The following is a 16,669-nucleotide window of genomic DNA, read 5'->3' on the forward strand; positions in this document are numbered from 1 at the left end:
GGCAGGGATGCTGGGAGCCTGGCGACTGCTGGGTGCGCGGACATTCAACTGGGGCCACAGCACTGTCAAGCGATCGGCCAAGCGATGGGCGGGGGGTTGCACGCTGCACAGGATAGGCGCTATCTGGCGCGCAGCCAGCCTTGTGCCCGCCAGCCCCTCCAATTCTGATGGATCGCCATGGCCCCGCTGCGCCCCCTGTTTCTGAGCCTACTTTTGTGGAGCGCCTGCGCGCTGGTGCTGGTCTGTGCCTTGCGGTTCGGCACGGCACAGATTTCTGCAGAGGTCCTGTTGCGCGGGGATACGGGTTTGCTGACGGGGCGGACGTTTCGGGCTTTGTGTGCGATGGCCGTGGGCGCCGCTTTGGCGGTGTCGGGGCTGATGCTGCAAAGTCTGACGGGCAATCCACTGGCCGATCCCGGCATCACCGGCATCAACGCGGGGGCCGCGCTGATGGCGGTGGCCACGGCGCAATTTTTGCCGCAGGCCAGCGCGAGTCTGGTGATGGCGTCGGCCATCGCGGGGGCGGGACTGGCCGGGGTGGTGCTGTGGCTGCTGGCGGGGGGCGATGCCGGTCTGGGCAACGACGGTATCGCGCTCCGTCTGCCGCTGGCCGGACTTGCGATACAGGCGCTGTGCCTGTCGTTGGCGCTGATGCTTATCCTGACAGATGCGGAATCCCAGGCGCGGTATTTGCGCTGGATTTCGGGTGCGATCCCGCCCGTTCCACGGGGCGAGACAGTACCGCTGATGGTGATCGGAGCCGCACTGGTCGCAGGGCTATTCGTGTGTGAAAGGCTGTCCTTGCTGACGCTGGGAGCAGACCAAAGCCACAGTCTGGGGCGCGATCCGCGTGTGACCATCTCGCTTGTGCTGGGTCTGGTCACTGTGCTGTCCGGTGCTTCGGTTGCGATTGTCGGGCCGATTGCTTTTTTGGGGCTGTTGGTGCCCTTTGCCGCGCGCGGCCTGGCGGGGCCGGATCTGCGGCAGGCATACGGATATTGTATTCCGTTGGGGGCCGCGGTGCTGATGGCCAGCGATGTGGCGGGACGGGTGATCGCCCGGCCGGGCGAGATTGATGCCGGATTGATCGTCGCCATGTTCGGGGGCGTTGGGTTGGTTGTGCTACTGACGCGGCTGCTGCCGCGCACCGCGCGGGCGCGGGCATGAGACGGGTCGTCTTGCTGCCCTCGGTGCTTTTGGTGCTGGTCTATCTGGCCCTCGCCGGAGGGCGGAACTGGCTTGGTCCCGTGGCGCTGGTACAGGGTTTGACGGACACGCAGGATTTTCTGATCTACGGTCTGCGACTGCCCCGTGTGCTGATTGCCGTCGGGGCGGGCCTGGCATTGGGGATTGCCGGTGCATTGATGCAAGGGCTGACACGCAACCCGCTGGCGACGCCGGATATCATCGGCCTGACCCAGGGGGCTGGTCTGGGCTATGCCGTGGCGCTGATCGCGGACGTCGCCCTGCTGGCTGGCGCGGCGTGCGGGGCGGCCGGGGCGATGATGGCGGTGATCATCCTTGCGCGTGGGCGCGGCGCTCTGGCCTTTGTTCTTTTTGGTATCGGGATTGGCGCCTCCGCCGTGGCAGTCACGACGATCCTTTTGGTCAGCGCGCCGGATGCCAAGGCGGCCCGCGCCATGATCTGGCTTTCGGGGTCCTTGTCCCGTGCCGATCTTGCCACGGCGGGGTGGCTGTGGCTGGTGTTGATGGCTTGCGGTGGGATTATTGCGGTGCGCGCGCATGACCTCGGGCTGTTGTGGCTGGGCGATGATGCCATGGTGTCACTAGGTACCGATCTGCCGCGCATGCGTTTTCTGGTGCTGGGCCTTGTGACGGCCCTGTCCGCCGCCAGCACCTTGGCGGTGGGACCCATCGGGTTTGTGGCCTTTGTCGCGGCGCCGCTGGCGCGTTCTGTCACAGGGGCCGAAGCCCCGGCGATATGGCCCGCCGCACTGACCGGCGCGTGCCTGCTTGCAGCATCCGATCTGGCGGCCCGGTTGATTGCGCCCGTCGCGGTTTTTCCGACGGGCCTGATCATGGGTCTGATCGGCGCACCTTATCTGATCTTCTTTCTCTGGCGTGAAAAGCAAGGGGCCAGCGCATGACAGGCTTTCTATTTGACATACAGAACCTGTCGCTGCGTATTGGGCGCAGTCAGATATATGACCACTTTTCCGTCACCTTTCCGAAGGGCGGGCTGACCGGAATTGTAGGGCCGAACGGGTGCGGGAAATCGACCTTGTTGCGCTGTCTTGCGAGGGTGCAGCAGCCAGACGAAGGGCAGATTGCGTTTGAGGGGCAGCCGCTGGCAGAACTGGCTGCCACAGAGCGGGCCCGCCGCATCGCCTATCTGCCCCAGAATCCGCCCATCTTGCCGGATATGACCATCGCCGGATTGGTTGCCAAGGGACGCACCCCCTGGCGCAAGGCCTTCAGGCCGTTGTCCGGTGCGGATCATGACGCCATAAACCGCGCGCTAAGGGCGACAGGACTGTTTGAAATCCGGTCACGACGGCTGACCGCGCTGTCAGGCGGGCAGCGACAGCGGGTCTGGCTGGCACTGGCGTTGGCGCAGGACACGCCGGTGATCCTGCTGGATGAACCGACCGCCTTTCTTGACCTGCAGCACCAGTTGTCGCTGCTGCGTCTGCTGAGGCAACTGGCGGACGAACAGCAGCGCAGTATCGTTATGGTGTTGCATGAACTGACCCTTGCGGGCCGGTTCTGCGACCATCTTCTGGGGTTGCGTGACGGGCAGTTGATCTGTGCAGGCCCTGCGGAACAGGCGATTACACCGCAAACCGTGGCGGCCTTGTATGATCTGCAGGTTGATGTGGCGCGGGACCCTGTGTTTGGCAAACCTGTGGTCTATCCGAGAGAATAGCGCGGTTGTTCTGGCGGGGCACAGCGGCCCGCCAGAACAAAATTTCACCCTGACGCAAAGGCCGCATTCAACCGCGCGCGAAAGCGTTCGTGAAACGCAGGCTCGCCGATAATATGCAGGTGGTTGGTGCCGGCCACGATCTCGGCCGGGGTCGCCCGCGCCGACCATTTACGCCAGTCCATCAGGTTCAGCCCACGGCTCAGGCTGTCGCCGGCACTGAACGAGGCCACCGGCACGTCAAGCGGCGTCAGCCTGTGCTTGCGGAACACCAATGCATTGTCGATCAACACCCAGAACGTATGTTCGCGGCTGGAGATTTCCGGCCCGTCAAAGGGCAGGGGATCGGCCTCGTTTCCGATGAACCGCAGAAACTGCGCATAACATTCTTTGTCCATTGCGGTGATCAACTGATCCCATTGCGCGCGCATCTGTGTGCGTGCCAGCCAGGCCTGCAAATCGGATTCGAGCTGCGCGCGTTCGCCCGGAGCAAAAACCGGCGCAACGCCGGGTGTGAAATCGGTGCCCAGATCACAGACGTCGACCATGCCGAGCAGTTTCAGGTCAACCTCGCCCTGCAATTGCCGCGCGGCCTCCCATGCCAGCAACCCGCCCCATGACCAGCCCAGAAACGCCACCGGCGCCCCCGCGCTTTCACGGCGGATATGGGCGACATAGTCTGCAACCACATCTGCCACCGATACGTTCAGTTGTTTTTCTTCATTGAGCGAATGACACAGGAACCCCGTCACTGGCTGGTCTGCTCCCAGATAATCAGTCAGCCGCAGGTATTCGCGGGTCGAAACCAGAAGCCCCGGAAAGCAATACAGCCGGGGACGGGTACCGTCGGCGCGCAGGGTAATCGCCGCGCGGCCGGTTTGCCCGCCCTGTGTGATCCGTTCGGAAATGGCCCGAACGGTCGGTGCATCGAAAAAATCGGCGATGGCCAGAGGCACATCCGGCCACAGTTTACGCATCCCGAAAATTGCCCTGAGTGCCAGCAGAGACGATCCGCCCATAGCAAAGAAGTCATCCGTCACACCCAGTTCGGGAAGATCAAGCAGGTCTTGCCAAAGTGTCAGAATCTGGCTCTCGGTCGCCGTGTCCGGCGCAATGCCCGCTGTCTGCCGACTGCGCGTCTCGGGCAGGGGCAGAGCGGCGCGGTCCAGTTTGGCGTTGGGGTTGGTGGGCATCTTCTCCAGAACGACAACCGCCTCGGGCAGCATATGCTTTGGCAATTTGATCTCAAGCGCGCGCCGCAGGGCGTCTTCGTTCCCCGGCGCGGGGCCGGTGACATAACCGATCAGCCGTTTCGCGGACGTGTCGCCGCGCAGCAGCACCAGCGCCTCGGTCACATCCGGCTCGGCCAGCAACGCGGCCTCGATTTCGCCGGGTTCGATGCGGTATCCGTTGACCTTGATCTGCAAATCGACGCGGCCCACAAATTCAACGGTGCCGTCCTCGCGCCAGCGCCCCTGATCGCCGGTGCGGTACAGCCGCGCGCCGGATGTGCCGTCCAGTTCCGGCCCGAACGGGTCGGGAATGAACCGGTCCGCCGTGACCTGCGGCTGCCCCACATAGCCGCGCGCGACACCGGTGCCGCCCAGATAAATCTCGCCCACGACTGATTGGGGGCAGGGCATCATATCCTCGTCCAGCACATAGACCCGCCTGTCGCCCACGGCGCGGCCCAATGGGGCATAGATGCCGTGAAACCGCGTGCCAGCTGCGACCTTCCAGACCATCGGGGTCATGATGGTTTCTGTCGGGCCATAGCCGTTAATCAGGGTTTTAGCATTCAACGCGCGGCTGAGCAGATCAAAGGTGGATTGCGCCAGCCCTTCGCCGCCAAAGGAATAAAGCCGCATGGGTGGGGCGGTTCTGGTGTCTTCGGCCCATTCTGCCAGTTGCTGCAGATAGGTCGTGGGAATCGAGGCGTTGTTGCAGCCATGTTCGCGCATGGCGCCCAACGTCTGTTCCGGTGTCCACAGCGGCCCGTCGGGGATCACCACTGATCCACCCACCATCAGCGGCACCATCCAGCGTTCATGCCCGCCATCTGACGAAAACGGCAGGAACGGCAGTTCGCGGCTTTCAGCGCTCATTTCATAGACGCGCGCGGTGGTCTGATTGTGATGCGACAGGGGGCCGTGTTCGACGGCCACGCCCTTGGGTTTGCCGGTCGATCCCGATGTATACATCACATAGGCCAGTTGATCGGGATGGATCGTGACCGCCGGGGCATCTGTGCGCGGCGCATCGTTGATATCGTCCAGATAGATGATCCGGGCAGCCAATTGTGCGGGCAGCCGGTCTCGGAAGGTGCGGCGGGTCAGGACCACCGCGACACCTGCATCGGTCAGGATATGATGGTTGCGGCTGCTGGGATGGTCCGGTTCCACGGGGATATAGGATCCGCCGGCCTTGAGCACGGCGAGGATCGCCACAATCGCATCCGCGCCTCGTTCGATCAGGATGGCGACGGGCGTTTCTGCCCCGACCCCTGCAGCACACAGCCGGTGCGCCAGTGCATTGGCGCGGGCGTCCAGTTCGGCATGGCTCAGGCGGTCGGGGCCGCAGATGATCGCGACCTTATTCGGTGTAGTTCGAGCATGGGTCGCGATGATCTCGTGCGTTGCCCTTGGATCAACAGGGGTATCATCGGGATAGGGGGCCGACAGCGCGTCAAGTTCGGCGGTATCCAGCAACGGTATTCGGCCTACGGGCAGGTCGGGTTGGTCAAGGCCCGCTTGCAGAACCCGTGCCAGATGGTCCAGAAACCGTTCAATCAATGCAGGTTCGAACAGCGCGGAATCGGCGTCTGCGTGCAGCACAATCCCTTGCGGTGTCTCTTCTGCGACCAGCACCAGTTCCTCGGCGCTTGGCGGCAACGGGCGCAGGTGATGGCAGATACCTTGGGGCAAGTCGCGGGCGCGGCGCAGATACAGTGCGATCGCGCCCAGCGGATGAACATCTGCGCCTGCATGGGCAAGCTGGTCTTGCACCAGAATTTCGGATGGCACAGCGGCTGCCGCAGTCAACGCTTTGGCTGTGTGTTGCGCGTTATCTGCAAACCGCGCCCCCAGGTCTGGTACAATACAGACGGGTTGCAGACTGGTGCTGCGCCGCCACGCCATTTCCGGCTGAGCGGCCAGCGCAAAGCGCAGCCCTCCCTGCGCGCCATACCTGCGCAAGACGATGCCAAGCGCTGTGGCAAGGGACGTCGCGGTGTCGTTGCCTGTGGTAAAAGCGCTGAGTGGTGTGGAAAGCGTGACGTGTCTGGCAAAGCGTTTTCCGGTGTGTGCCACCTGATCCGATGCGGCGTAGCGATGTGGTAGGCGTGCAGTCTGATGGGTGTTCATCAGATCGCGCCAGACCCTGCGAGCATCTGTTGTTTCTGTATCGCAAAGGGTCGGGGCTGTTGTGAATGTCAATGGCGCGGAGCGCAGGCCAAGGGCAGCGAACAGCGCCGCTTCAATGGTTTCAAATGTCGCGTCATCGCCTAGAATGGGATGCAGGACCACGGCCAGAATATGCCCCCCGCACCCGTCTGGCCACAGGTCTGCAAAGGCTGCCTGTCGGGTCAGGTCCGGCCTGTGCGCCGCTGCATGGGCGCGGACGGCTTGCAAATCTGCGGTGTCATGCACCACCAGAGGGGTATGGGCCAAGTCACTGCGCAGCACCTCGCCCCCCGCAAGCGTATCAAGACGCGCGGTAAAGGCCGGATGGGTCGACAGGACATCGTTGATCGCAGCGACCAGACTGGCGTGGTCATGCCGCTGGTCAAATCCCAAGATCAGCAACTCGGGGGTAAAGGGCGCCAGTTCTCCGACGTGGTCATGTGCAAAGATGCGCCGCTCAAGCGGGGTCAGTGGCACGGCTGGCGCAGAGACAAAATCCTTACTCATTTCAGGGCCTCTTGTACGGATAGAGGGCGCATGTCTGTCCAAAGTGCACCAATGCGATCTAGACAGTCGGCGCGGCCCGCCGCATCGCCCACAGGCGACCAACCGGCAGGGATCGGGTGATTGGCGTGGAGCAGTGAAAAGCGCCCCTCGGAATTGCGCAATACGCGCCAGAGGGTTTGTGTCAGGTCAGGCTGGGTCATTGTGATTCTCCATTCAGTTCTTTCCTTGCTGACGTTCCGGCACGGGCAAAATTCACTTCCCTTAAAAAATTCTGGCAGGTGGTGAATTTCCTGCCCGCCGCCGCGTCCTGTGAAGGAGACAAGGAGAAACACATGGCCGACAGCGATCTGTCCGACCTGAACCTGCACCGCCTGATGTGGCGGCTGGGCCTGCCTGCGATGGCGGGGCTGTCGCTGAACGCTTTGCACCAGGTGGTTGATGCGGCTTTTGTTGGGCGTCTGGGGGCGGATGCGCTGGCCGCTTTGGTGTTGTTGACTCCGCTGGCCGGGCTGGTTGCGGCCGCGGGTATCGGGTTGGGCATCGGTGCGGCCAGTGCAACCGCCAGATCGCTGGGCGCGGGCCAACCACAAGCAGCCCGCGCGGTGGCGGGGCTGTCATTCTGTGCGGCGCTGGTTCTGGCGATCTGCGCCTGCGGCGGGCTGTTGGTGTTTGATGATCCGCTGTTGCGTCTGCTGGGGGCACAGGGGGCGCTGTTCGAGACGGCACGCACCTATCTGACGATACAAGCGTTCACCATCGGTTGTGCGATCGTGCAAATCCTGTGCGATTTTCTGGCAATCGGACGCGGCAATGCACGGTTCAGCCTGATGACGCTGGCGCTGTGCTTTGGCCTGAACATAATTCTTGATCCGGTTTTTATCTTCTGGCTGGACCTTGGCGTATCGGGTGCGGCGTGGTCCACGCTTTGTGCGCAGTTGGTCACCCTTGGGGTTTGGGCACGGCATTTCGCCGCCCCGTGCCGCCGACCGGCGCTTGGCCCCCTGCGGCTTTTGTGGCCGGTGTTGCGCGTCGGGCTGCCCGAGACGGCCTCGATCGCTGTGACCACACTTGGCCTGATTGCCCTGCTGCGTATCGCTGCAGACCTTGGCGGTCCTGCCGGTGTCGCAGCTTTGGGGATAACCTTGCGGTTGGTGTTTGTCGTGATGCTGCCGCTGGAAGGGTTTGCCATTGGCGTTCAGCCGATCCTGTCCCATGCGCATGGCAGTGCCAACGCGGCGCGGTTTGCCAGCACGCTACGGGTGATCCTGCGCGTCAGCGTGGCGGTTACAGTCGCGCTTGGCGCACTGTTCTGTCTGGCGGCGCATCCGCTGGCGCGGCTTTTTGTGACCGACCCTGCCGTCGCGGATCAGGCTGCCATGATGCTGAGATGCCTAGCCTTTGCGCTGCCTGCGATTGCCCTGCGATTGTGCGCTCAGATCAGCCTGCAAGCGATGGTTCTGCCTTGGCAGGCCGCCCTTCTTGGCCTTGCGCCGATGGGCTGGCTGCTGTGGCCTGCGATGGGGCTGTTGGTGCCGGGCCTTGGCCTTGTCGGCATTGCCATTGCGGTTCTTGTCGCAGCGTGGCTCGCGGCTTTGCTGGCCTTGGTCACAGTCCGTGACGTCATTTTTCCACTTACACCTACCGGAGCTTCTGCATGACCCATATCCCACCCGATCTGATTACGCCCGCAGGCCCTGCGCCGCATGACGCCAGCGCCACACCGATCTTTCAAAGCAGTTCGTTTCTGTTCGACACCTATGCCCAGATCGAAGCCGTCTTTGCCGGACGGTCAGACAGGTTCATTTATTCACGCGGCGACAATCCGACGGTGCGCGAACTGGAAGACCTGATTGCTCGACTGGAGGGGGCCGAAGCGGCGCGGGGGTTTTCGTCGGGAATGGCGGCGATCTGCGGGGCGGTGTTGCCCTTTGTTCAGGCCGGTGACCGCATTGTTGCGGTCGAGCATCTGTATTCCGACGCCTTTCGCCTGTTCGAAACCGTGCTGTCCCGGTTCGGGGTGGAAACGGTCTATGTCGATGGCAGCGATACACAGGCGATGGTTGACGCGCTGCCCGGTGCCAAACTGGTGTATCTGGAAAGCCCGACATCATGGACATTCCGCCTGCAGGACCTGCGGGCCATCGCGACAGAAGCACGCCGTTTGGGGGTCATGTCGGTAATTGACAACAGTTGGGCCACCCCGCTGTTCCAGCGCCCGCATGACCTGGGCATTGATCTGGTGGTTCACGCGGCGTCGAAATACCTGTCCGGTCACAGCGATACCCTTGGCGGGTTGGTCACGGGGCGGCGCCAGATGATCCGCACTATCGATCACGAGGCGACACATCTGTTCGGTGGCCGCATGTCACCGATGGATGCGTTTCTTGTGCTGCGCGGGATGCGAACGCTGGACATGCGGATGGCGCGCCACATGGAAACCGGGTTGACGCTGGCGCGGGGGCTGGCACAGCACGCACAGGTGGTAGCGGTGCATCACCCCGGATTGCTGGCGGCGCGTCCCGAAGGGCTGAACGGTTTTGGCGGCTTGTTTGCCTTTGATCTGGCGGCAGACGTGGATGTGCCCCGGTTCTGTGATGCGTTGCGTCATATCCGCATCGGCGTCAGTTGGGGCGGACCCGAAAGCCTGATCGTGCCGGGTCAGGCCGCCTGTGGTCTGGCCGGAGCGGCGAATGTGTTTCAACGCTTTGGTGTCAGCCCGCGCACCATCCGGCTGGCCGCCGGGTTGGAGTCTGCCGATTTGTTGATGGATGACCTTTGTGCCGCGCTGCAGGCTGCACAAGAGGCTGCAGCATGAGGCAGAATTTGGTGGCCGAGGGCGTGGCCAACTGTGGCGGCACCCGTTGGTTTGATCTGAAGGACACTCAGACAGGCGACATCCGCCGGGTGTATCTATGGGTTCCGCCCGGTGATGCCCCGGCCGCAGGATGGCCTGCGTTGTGGCTGTTGGACGGCAACGCGGTGATTGGCACGGCCGTTGATACGATGCGGGCACAGGCGTTTTGGCCGACGGGCACCAACATAGGCTGGGGTGTTCTGATCGCGGTGGGCTATCCGACCGACGACGCATATGATTCCCTTCGCCGCAGTTGGGATCTTGGGCCGCCGCCGGGGCGGAATTATCCACCGTTTACCCCGGATGGGCCCGAGGTCAGGACCGGCGGCGGCGCGGAAATGGCGCGGTTTCTGCTGGAAGACGTGTGCGATTTTATTTCCGGGCTGGCGCCGCTTGATCCGGCGCGGCAATCGCTGTTTGGCCATTCCTTTGGCGGACTTTTTGCCCTGTGGCTGATGTTCACCCGCCCCGATGCCTTTGCGAACTGGATTGCGGCCAGCCCCGCGATCACGTGGGAAGACAGCTTTGTTCTGGACCATCTGGCCCGCTTTGACGCGGGCGCGCACCGACTGCGGGTGCATCTGTCGGCCGGGGAATGGGAAGGCGACGCGCTGGCGCCGTTTCAGGCCCACGGACCTGAGGCCGAAGCGCGGCTGGCAGAAAAGGCCAGAACCCGCACGGTGGCCGCCGCACATCAGATGGCGGACGCATTGTCGGGGCGCGGGATTGTGACCGAAATCGAGATTTACCCCGACGAGACGCACATGTCCGTCCTGCCGGTGGCGGTGAACCGCGCCATCCGCTGGGCCTTTGCTATCGAAAACATGCACTCGGCCACAACGACGACACAAATCAACGAAAGGACCTGAATCATGGCTTTTGACCTTCCCGACAGGGAATATCCAACGGCACGGCGGGCCGGTCAGCAGGTGTTGGTTGGCGATGGCGTCACCCTTGCCCTGAGTGACGCAGGCGATGGCAAGTTGGGGCTGAGCGCACCGGAATGTGCCACTTCGGAAACATCTGTCGCTGCAGCACTTGCCGCCTTTGAGGTGCTGAGCGCACAAGGTGGCGAAGTTGCGATCCGTCTTGACGGGGAAGGGTGGGCGATACTTTTGCCGCAGCTTGTTGCAATGGGCGTCGCATGGCGCACCGCCGATGCGGTCTGGGTGCTTCCGGTGGCGTTCTGGCAGGTGCCGGATCGCTGGATCATGCACCAGACCCCGCCGTGGCCAACCGTCTGGCAATCAGGCCGCCACGGCCGTCATCCGGTGCGCCCGCCCAAACCGGTCGGGCCGCTGTATCGGCGGCACATTCCATGGTTGGGGCAGCAGATCGAACTGCGGGCAGCAGACATCGCGGACTTGCCGGTCTTTCACCGCTGGCAGAATGATCCGCGCGTTGCCGTCTTTTTTGAAGGGACGGGAACGCTGGATGACCACCGAAACACCCTGAAAACGCTGATTTCAGACCCGCATATCCTGCCGGTGATCGGCAGTCTGGACGGCCGCGATTTTGGCTATTTCGAACTGTACTGGGCACGCGAAAACCGGATTGGCGGCGTCTATGACGCGGACCCGTGGGATCGGGGCTGGCATGTGTTGATCGGTGAAGATGACATGCGCGGGGCAGATTATGTCACGGCGTGGATGCCCTCGCTGATGCATTACATGTTTCTGGTCGAACCCCGCACGCAAGCGCTGGTGGGGGAACCCAAAGCAAGCCATCTCAAACAACTCAAGAACCTCGGGCGCGGCGGCTTTGCCCATGTGCGCGATTTCGACTTTGCCCATAAACGGGCGACGCTGGTGCGGCTGGAGCGCCAGCACTTTTTCGAATCCCGCCTTTGGGCGCGCCCCGACACAGGGCAGGGCACGCCGCTGGCCTTGTCCCTAACCAATTTGCTTCTCACAGGAGAACAATGATGACCCAGAAGAACACGCGACCACTGGACCTGATAGGCATCGGCTTTGGACCCTCTAACCTGGCGCTGGCCGTGGCCTTGCACGAACGCGGCAGCCGCCTGCGCACCGGGTTTCTTGAGGCAAAGCCAGCATTTGCATGGCATCCGGACATGATGCTTCCGGGCACCGACATGCAGGTGTCGTTTCTTAAGGATCTGGTGTCCCTGCGCAATCCGCGCAGCGGGTTTTCGTTTCTCAGCTATCTGCACAGCAAGGGCCGTTTGTCGCGCTTTATCAACCGCAAGACTTTTTTCCCCAGTCGTGAAGAGTTCAACGACTATCTGGGCTGGATCGCGGGGCAGTTTTCCAATTGCCAGTATGACAACCGCGTTACCGGGATCGAGCCTGTGCAGACAGGTGAACGTGTGACCCATCTTGTTATCCACAGCCAAAGCGCGGACGGCACGCAGGCGCGTCACTTCGCACGCAATCTGGTGCTGGCGCCGGGCGGTACGCCCCATTGGCCCGAGGTGTTCGAACCTGTGCGAGACAGCGGCCGGGTAATCCACGCTTGCAGCTATCTTTCGCAGTTCATTCCGAAACTGAAGCCCGGCCAGCGCATTGCAGTCATCGGTGCGGGTCAAAGTGCAGCCGAGGTGTTTGCCGATCTTGAGGTCCGTGCGGAACAGCCCAATGTTGACATGATCATGCGGGCAAGGGCGATGAAACCATCGGACGACACGCCCTTTGTGAACGAGATTTTCGACCCAGTGCAAACGGACCGGTTCCACAGCATGTCGGCGGATGCGCGGGCGCAGGCCCTGCGCAATCTGGCGGCGACAAACTACGCTGTAGCCGACGCCGATTTAATCGCGCAGATTTACGAGACGCTCTATGAACAGGACGTGCGCGGCGAAAGTCGGTTAGCCCTGCGGGCTGAAACCGATGTGCGTCAGGTGCAGCAGGTTGATGACCGGATCAGGCTGCATCTGAGCGGACCTTTGGGGCACCAGACCGAAACCTATGATCTGGTGGTGTTGGCAACAGGATACCGGCGGGCGCTGGAGCATTCGGTGCTGGCGGATCTGGGCGCGTGGCAAGCTGCCGAAGAACCCGGTCGCGATTACCGTTTGCCGATGAAAGACGGGTTTGAGCCTGCGATCATTGTTCAGGGCTTTAGCGAGCCCACGCATGGGTTGAGCGATACGTTGCTGTCGGTTTTGGCGCTGCGTTCAGAGGAGATTGCGCAAACACTTGAAACCTTGTGTCAATCTTCCTCGGCCATTGCGGCTGAATGATACCAATGGGTCGGCCCTGCCTCTCTCCGGGCTGACCAATACACGCATTTGGCGAAAAATCGCCGCCGCAAGGTCATTAGATCATTGTGGTGACCCATGGTTGAGGGTACAGCTTCCGCACATCAACTCAGCTTGCGCGCTAGGCAAACACAACGTCGTGTCGTTCCCTTTTCATGCGCAAACCGATGGCCCAATCACAAAATAACCATATCTCTGGCTGTGCCTTGACACGGCAAAAGTTGCTGCGTCATCTGGTGGATGAGCGTGAAATGCTGCTGTGCGATGCAATGCGCATTATCGGCAGCCGCGACCGTGCCGAAGATGTGGTGCAAGATGCCGCCGTGCGCTGTCTGAACAGCAAGGCGATTGGCGCCGAAATTGCTAGCCCGCGTGGTTTCCTGCGCCGGATTGTGCGCAATCTGGCGCTGGACCAGTTACGCCGCGACGTCAGTGAACGGGCAACACCGCTTGAGCCGGAGGATGACCTGCAATGCGACCGGCCCAATGCCGAAAAGCAGTTACAAGACAGTCAAGCCTTGCGGCGGCTGGCAGGCGGGCTGGCCAGAATGCCTGCGCGCGAAACCGAAATTATTCTTGCGCACCGTCTCGGGGCCGAAACGCAAAAAGACATTGCCCGTCGTTTTGGTCTGTCTCCTGCCGGAATAAACGGAATCATTGCCCGAACGCAATCAGCGCTGGCCGACTATGTCGACCCGCCAGACCACGACGACAGGATGGTACATATTGGCACAAGACAATAGCGCAGTTGCACCTTGCCACGCGGGGACGGGTGCGTTTGTGAAACCCTTTTTGGATGCGGTTCGCTTTGAAAATCTGCGGCCCGGCGTGTTGCTGGGTGTGGGGCGGTTTTGGCCCGATTTGTTTGATCCGGCCCTGTTCACAGTTAATGGGATTGACCACCCCGAAACGATGTCCAAGGCCATTGCCAAGCGGCAGGCAGAATTTCTGGCGGGCCGGATGATGGTGCAGATCGCGCAACGGCATCTTGATGTTCCCACGGCCCAAATCAGGATCGGCGGCAGACGGGGGCCAGTCTGGCCACCGGGGCTGTGCGGGTCAATTACCCATTCCTCTGCCAAGATCGCCTGCATCGTCGGCACCGATCCAGATGCCCTTGTCGGGCTGGATCTAGAACATGTTGCCGATGACAACGCGGTGCGTGCGATCGAAAAGGTTGCGCTTTCAGGCCCCGAGGTTGCTCTATTGCGCGCGCAGCGGTGTCTGGACTACGCGACGGCCACCACCGCGATTTTCTCGGCAAAAGAGACCCTGTTCAAGGCGATCAATGGGCGGGTTGGTCGCCACTTCGGTTTTGATGCTGCAGTATTGGCTGCACCGCCGACACCGTCCGCAGTGGTCTTGGGGTTGGCGGCTGACCTTGGTCCGTTGTTTCCGGCGGGTAGGAAGTTTCGCATAGATTTGCGCAGACGGTCGTCATATTTGCTGACGTGGTATTACTGCGCGGGAAACAACGACAATCCGACGGCCCAAGGTTCAGGGTCTGTTGGCCGAACGTGTCATAGTATCAACGTCGCCACAGACCCAAATACTGCAGTTTCGTGAAGATTTTCTGCTTCCGATGCAATTGCATTGATCGCCTTTGGCTGTCTACGCATACTGATGCGAGAAAGGGCTGCTGCCGTCTCCCGTCATTCTATCTTAAAACTCGGGGCTCAAATATCTGAATTTTACATCATCCACCGCCGCAGGATCACTGCCCGACAGGTAGGCCCGCGCGCCCCTTGATGCCGTGACAATTTGCAGCCATGCGAAAAAAGTTAAACGCGATGTAAAAGTTGTAATCGGGATGAACATGTCGCGCATTTTCTAATGCCAAGCCGCCACTTGATAAGGAGTGAAACATGAGTAGTGCGACGAAACTTGCAGGCCGCTGCCTTTGCGGTGAGGTTACGATCAGCGTCGACGGCGAGCACGACGCGCAGCCGGGTGCCTGCCACTGCCGAATGTGTCAACGCTGGTCAGGCGGGGTCTTTCTTGCATTCACGGCTGCCGCCGATGCAGTGACTGTAGAGGGGCCGGTGAAGCGATTTCAATCTACTTCATTTGCTGAACGCGCTTTCTGCGGCAAGTGTGGAACGCATCTCTGGATGCGAAACACGAACGATCAAGCAGAGGATTATGATCTGATGCCTGGTTTGTTCGATGCCGCACATGACTGGCCACTGCGCTCTGAGATATACGCCGACAAGGCTATGGTTGCGGTTCGCTTGGAAGGTGACCACCCGCGAAAGACTGCGGCGGCGTATGAGGCATCTAATCCACATACCAAATGAAATGTTCACAGTATTGCGATGCGCGCCAATTTCGGCCCTTTGTAAACAATGGCGCGACGATCTGATGCTGCGTTGCAATGCAGGAGCCACCCACAGAGGCCATTCGCGGATCGGGCAGAATCTTGTTGGATGAAACGTCGGTCAGCTGACTGAGTTGGCGTCTAGTATCCAGATGAAAATGGCAGCGATGAGAGTTTGACCAAAGTGGCACCAAGGTCATAGTTTGCAACATCACAGCCGAAGGAACGCGAAGATGCCCATGGATATCTATTTGGTTTATCTGGCAGCAGTCGCCGTGTTTTTCGCAACACCCCCTGATACCAGCCAGCTTCTCATCATATCGAACAGCGTAAGGCACGGGCTAAGACGCAGCGTTTATACCATCGCTGGAGATTTGACAGCTAACAGCTTGCAAATGACGGGGGCGGCTTTCGGGCTTGCCGCGATCATCGCGACCTCCGCAAGCGCGTTCATCTGGATCAAATGGCTCGGGGTTGCCTATCTGGTCTGGATTGGCGTTCAACTCATTCTCTCGAAGGAAAAAGCGGATCATGTTACAGCCAACACATCTGGTCAGTCGTTCCGTTTGTTCCGCCAAGGCTTTGTGACATCCATGGCAAACCCGTTTGCCGTCGTATTTTTTGGCGCTCTCTTTCCCCAGTTCATCGACCCGACGATGCCCGTACTGCCTCAACTGTTCATCTTGGGTATTACGTATCTGGTGGTCGATGGAGCGATCTTACTGCTCTGGGGATGGCTGGGAGTGCGAGCGGCCACCGCGCTTAAGCGGTTTTCCTTCGGCTTAGTGAACAAGGTTTGCGGCGCGCTGATGATCGGCGCAGCCGCATTGCTGGCAAGCAAGGACTTTCAGCCACAACGGTAGCCGCAAGACCAGATGGCAGACATTTGTGCATTGTGCAGCTTAGTGCCATGTGGGCTCGAACCCACCTTGCGGTGCCCGATTCTCGGATCGGGCTTCACGAAGATATGCCAAGGCGAAAATATCGGATCAGGGCGGGTACGAGCGGACGCTGGATCGGACTCGCGAGTGGCTAAGCACAGGCAACCGATTTCTGGAGCTGGGGTGCGGAACGGGAACGACCGCGCTGCGGCTTGTGGAAGGCAAAGCCACCAACAACAGTCGTAGTTCGATTGTGTCTTTGTGGATGTGTGATCTGCTGAAAGAGTTCGAGGTAAAATGATGAAGACGGTAGGCGCGCAACCTTCGTCCGCAAATCCCATGTGTGTTAGGAATGCGCATGATGCACCCACAGGAGGCGCAAATGAACAAACGCGCAACTAACCTGACCATCGACCCGGTGCTTCTGGACGAAGCCCGTGCGTTGAACATCAACCTCTCTGCTACGTTCGAGGCCAGTCTGCGCGACGCCGTGCGCGCCCGAAAGGCCGCGCAGTGGCTGCAAGAAAACCGCACGGCGCTGGAAGGCTATAACGCGTGGGTCGAAAAGAACGGCCTGCCGCTTGAAAAGTACCGGCAGTTCTGAC

The 16,669-nt window shown here is 61.1% G+C and carries 15 protein-coding genes; 13 read left to right on the top strand and 2 right to left on the bottom strand.

Annotation, left to right across the window (positions count from 1 at the left end; translation table 11 throughout):
- Nucleotides 1-177: 177 nt before the first annotated feature.
- From SULPSESMR1_RS00805 to SULPSESMR1_RS00815, 3 genes are read left to right on the top strand one after another with little or no spacing between them, the layout of a single operon-like run.
- Nucleotides 178-1,167: a FecCD family ABC transporter permease gene (locus SULPSESMR1_RS00805; protein ID WP_089419113.1), complete on the top strand. Its 990-nt coding sequence runs from the start codon at nt 178-180 to the stop codon at nt 1,165-1,167.
- The gene (locus SULPSESMR1_RS00810) at nt 1,164-2,108 is read left to right on the top strand and encodes a FecCD family ABC transporter permease (RefSeq protein ID WP_089419114.1); all 945 of its coding nucleotides are present in this window, start codon (nt 1,164-1,166) and stop codon (nt 2,106-2,108) included. Before SULPSESMR1_RS00805 ends, SULPSESMR1_RS00810 begins: the two co-directional genes overlap by 4 nt.
- Entirely contained in the window at nt 2,105-2,887 is a 783-nt protein-coding gene (locus SULPSESMR1_RS00815) for an ABC transporter ATP-binding protein (protein ID WP_089419115.1), read from the top strand. The genes SULPSESMR1_RS00810 and SULPSESMR1_RS00815 overlap by 4 nt, the downstream gene beginning before the upstream one ends.
- A gap of 44 nt (nt 2,888-2,931) precedes the next feature.
- On the opposite strand, the gene SULPSESMR1_RS00820 is transcribed toward SULPSESMR1_RS00815, so the two are convergent.
- Entirely contained in the window at nt 2,932-6,792 is a 3,861-nt protein-coding gene (locus SULPSESMR1_RS00820; protein ID WP_089419116.1) for an amino acid adenylation domain-containing protein, read from the bottom strand.
- Entirely contained in the window at nt 6,789-6,992 is a 204-nt protein-coding gene (locus SULPSESMR1_RS00825) for an MbtH family protein (protein ID WP_089419117.1), read from the bottom strand. The genes SULPSESMR1_RS00820 and SULPSESMR1_RS00825 overlap by 4 nt, the downstream gene beginning before the upstream one ends.
- A gap of 132 nt (nt 6,993-7,124) precedes the next feature.
- On the opposite strand from SULPSESMR1_RS00825, the gene SULPSESMR1_RS00830 reads away from it, so the two are divergent.
- The 10 genes from SULPSESMR1_RS00830 (at nt 7,125) to SULPSESMR1_RS00875 (ending at nt 16,668) form a co-directional block, all read left to right on the top strand.
- Entirely contained in the window at nt 7,125-8,450 is a 1,326-nt protein-coding gene (locus SULPSESMR1_RS00830; protein WP_089419118.1) for an MATE family efflux transporter, read from the top strand.
- Nucleotides 8,447-9,607 carry a PLP-dependent transferase gene (locus SULPSESMR1_RS00835; RefSeq protein WP_089419119.1) on the top strand — a complete coding sequence of 387 codons (1,161 nt, stop codon included), beginning with the start codon at nt 8,447-8,449 and terminating at the stop codon, nt 9,605-9,607. The genes SULPSESMR1_RS00830 and SULPSESMR1_RS00835 overlap by 4 nt, the downstream gene beginning before the upstream one ends.
- The gene (locus SULPSESMR1_RS00840) at nt 9,604-10,515 is read left to right on the top strand and encodes an alpha/beta hydrolase (RefSeq protein ID WP_089419120.1); all 912 of its coding nucleotides are present in this window, start codon (nt 9,604-9,606) and stop codon (nt 10,513-10,515) included. Before SULPSESMR1_RS00835 ends, SULPSESMR1_RS00840 begins: the two co-directional genes overlap by 4 nt.
- Nucleotides 10,516-10,518: 3 nt before the next feature.
- On the top strand, nt 10,519-11,571 hold the full coding sequence (locus SULPSESMR1_RS00845; protein ID WP_089419121.1) for a GNAT family N-acetyltransferase: 1,053 nt from the start codon (nt 10,519-10,521) through the stop codon (nt 11,569-11,571).
- Nucleotides 11,571-12,848 (top strand): lysine N(6)-hydroxylase/L-ornithine N(5)-oxygenase family protein, encoded by a 1,278-nt coding sequence (locus SULPSESMR1_RS00850; RefSeq protein ID WP_089419122.1) that lies wholly within the window; start codon nt 11,571-11,573, stop codon nt 12,846-12,848. Before SULPSESMR1_RS00845 ends, SULPSESMR1_RS00850 begins: the two co-directional genes overlap by 1 nt.
- A 224-nt stretch (nt 12,849-13,072) precedes the next feature.
- Entirely contained in the window at nt 13,073-13,609 is a 537-nt protein-coding gene (locus SULPSESMR1_RS00855) for an RNA polymerase sigma factor (RefSeq protein WP_157728942.1), read from the top strand.
- Between the two features lie 37 nt (nt 13,610-13,646).
- Entirely contained in the window at nt 13,647-14,432 is a 786-nt protein-coding gene (locus tag SULPSESMR1_RS00860; RefSeq protein WP_157728943.1) for a 4'-phosphopantetheinyl transferase family protein, read from the top strand.
- Between the two features lie 299 nt (nt 14,433-14,731).
- Nucleotides 14,732-15,163: a GFA family protein gene (locus SULPSESMR1_RS00865; RefSeq protein WP_089419125.1), complete on the top strand. Its 432-nt coding sequence runs from the start codon at nt 14,732-14,734 to the stop codon at nt 15,161-15,163.
- Nucleotides 15,164-15,422: 259 nt separating this feature from the next.
- Nucleotides 15,423-16,046: a LysE family translocator gene (locus SULPSESMR1_RS00870; protein ID WP_250161463.1), complete on the top strand. Its 624-nt coding sequence runs from the start codon at nt 15,423-15,425 to the stop codon at nt 16,044-16,046.
- A 400-nt stretch (nt 16,047-16,446) separates the two neighbouring features.
- Complete coding sequence (locus SULPSESMR1_RS00875) at nt 16,447-16,668, top strand: type II toxin-antitoxin system CcdA family antitoxin (protein WP_240311432.1); 222 nt, start codon at nt 16,447-16,449, stop codon at nt 16,666-16,668.
- Nucleotide 16,669: the final 1 nt, after the last annotated feature.

The sequence above is a fragment of the Pseudosulfitobacter pseudonitzschiae genome (assembly GCF_002222635.1).
Lineage (GTDB): Bacteria > Pseudomonadota > Alphaproteobacteria > Rhodobacterales > Rhodobacteraceae > Pseudosulfitobacter > Pseudosulfitobacter pseudonitzschiae_A.

What these genes read in the sequence shown, in the direction of transcription:
- SULPSESMR1_RS00805 (WP_089419113.1), top strand. Translation starts at nt 178, where the DNA reads ATGGCCCCGCTGCGCCCCCTGTTTCTGAGCCTACTTTTGTGGAGCGCC.
- SULPSESMR1_RS00810 (WP_089419114.1), top strand. Translation starts at nt 1,164, where the DNA reads ATGAGACGGGTCGTCTTGCTGCCCTCGGTGCTTTTGGTGCTGGTCTAT.
- SULPSESMR1_RS00815 (WP_089419115.1), top strand. Translation starts at nt 2,105, where the DNA reads ATGACAGGCTTTCTATTTGACATACAGAACCTGTCGCTGCGTATTGGG.
- SULPSESMR1_RS00820 (WP_089419116.1), bottom strand. Translation starts at nt 6,792, where the DNA reads ATGAGTAAGGATTTTGTCTCTGCGCCAGCCGTGCCACTGACCCCGCTT.
- SULPSESMR1_RS00825 (WP_089419117.1), bottom strand. Translation starts at nt 6,992, where the DNA reads ATGACCCAGCCTGACCTGACACAAACCCTCTGGCGCGTATTGCGCAAT.
- SULPSESMR1_RS00830 (WP_089419118.1), top strand. Translation starts at nt 7,125, where the DNA reads ATGGCCGACAGCGATCTGTCCGACCTGAACCTGCACCGCCTGATGTGG.
- SULPSESMR1_RS00835 (WP_089419119.1), top strand. Translation starts at nt 8,447, where the DNA reads ATGACCCATATCCCACCCGATCTGATTACGCCCGCAGGCCCTGCGCCG.
- SULPSESMR1_RS00840 (WP_089419120.1), top strand. Translation starts at nt 9,604, where the DNA reads ATGAGGCAGAATTTGGTGGCCGAGGGCGTGGCCAACTGTGGCGGCACC.
- SULPSESMR1_RS00845 (WP_089419121.1), top strand. Translation starts at nt 10,519, where the DNA reads ATGGCTTTTGACCTTCCCGACAGGGAATATCCAACGGCACGGCGGGCC.
- SULPSESMR1_RS00850 (WP_089419122.1), top strand. Translation starts at nt 11,571, where the DNA reads ATGACCCAGAAGAACACGCGACCACTGGACCTGATAGGCATCGGCTTT.
- SULPSESMR1_RS00865 (WP_089419125.1), top strand. Translation starts at nt 14,732, where the DNA reads ATGAGTAGTGCGACGAAACTTGCAGGCCGCTGCCTTTGCGGTGAGGTT.
- SULPSESMR1_RS00870 (WP_250161463.1), top strand. Translation starts at nt 15,423, where the DNA reads ATGGATATCTATTTGGTTTATCTGGCAGCAGTCGCCGTGTTTTTCGCA.
- SULPSESMR1_RS00875 (WP_240311432.1), top strand. Translation starts at nt 16,447, where the DNA reads ATGAACAAACGCGCAACTAACCTGACCATCGACCCGGTGCTTCTGGAC.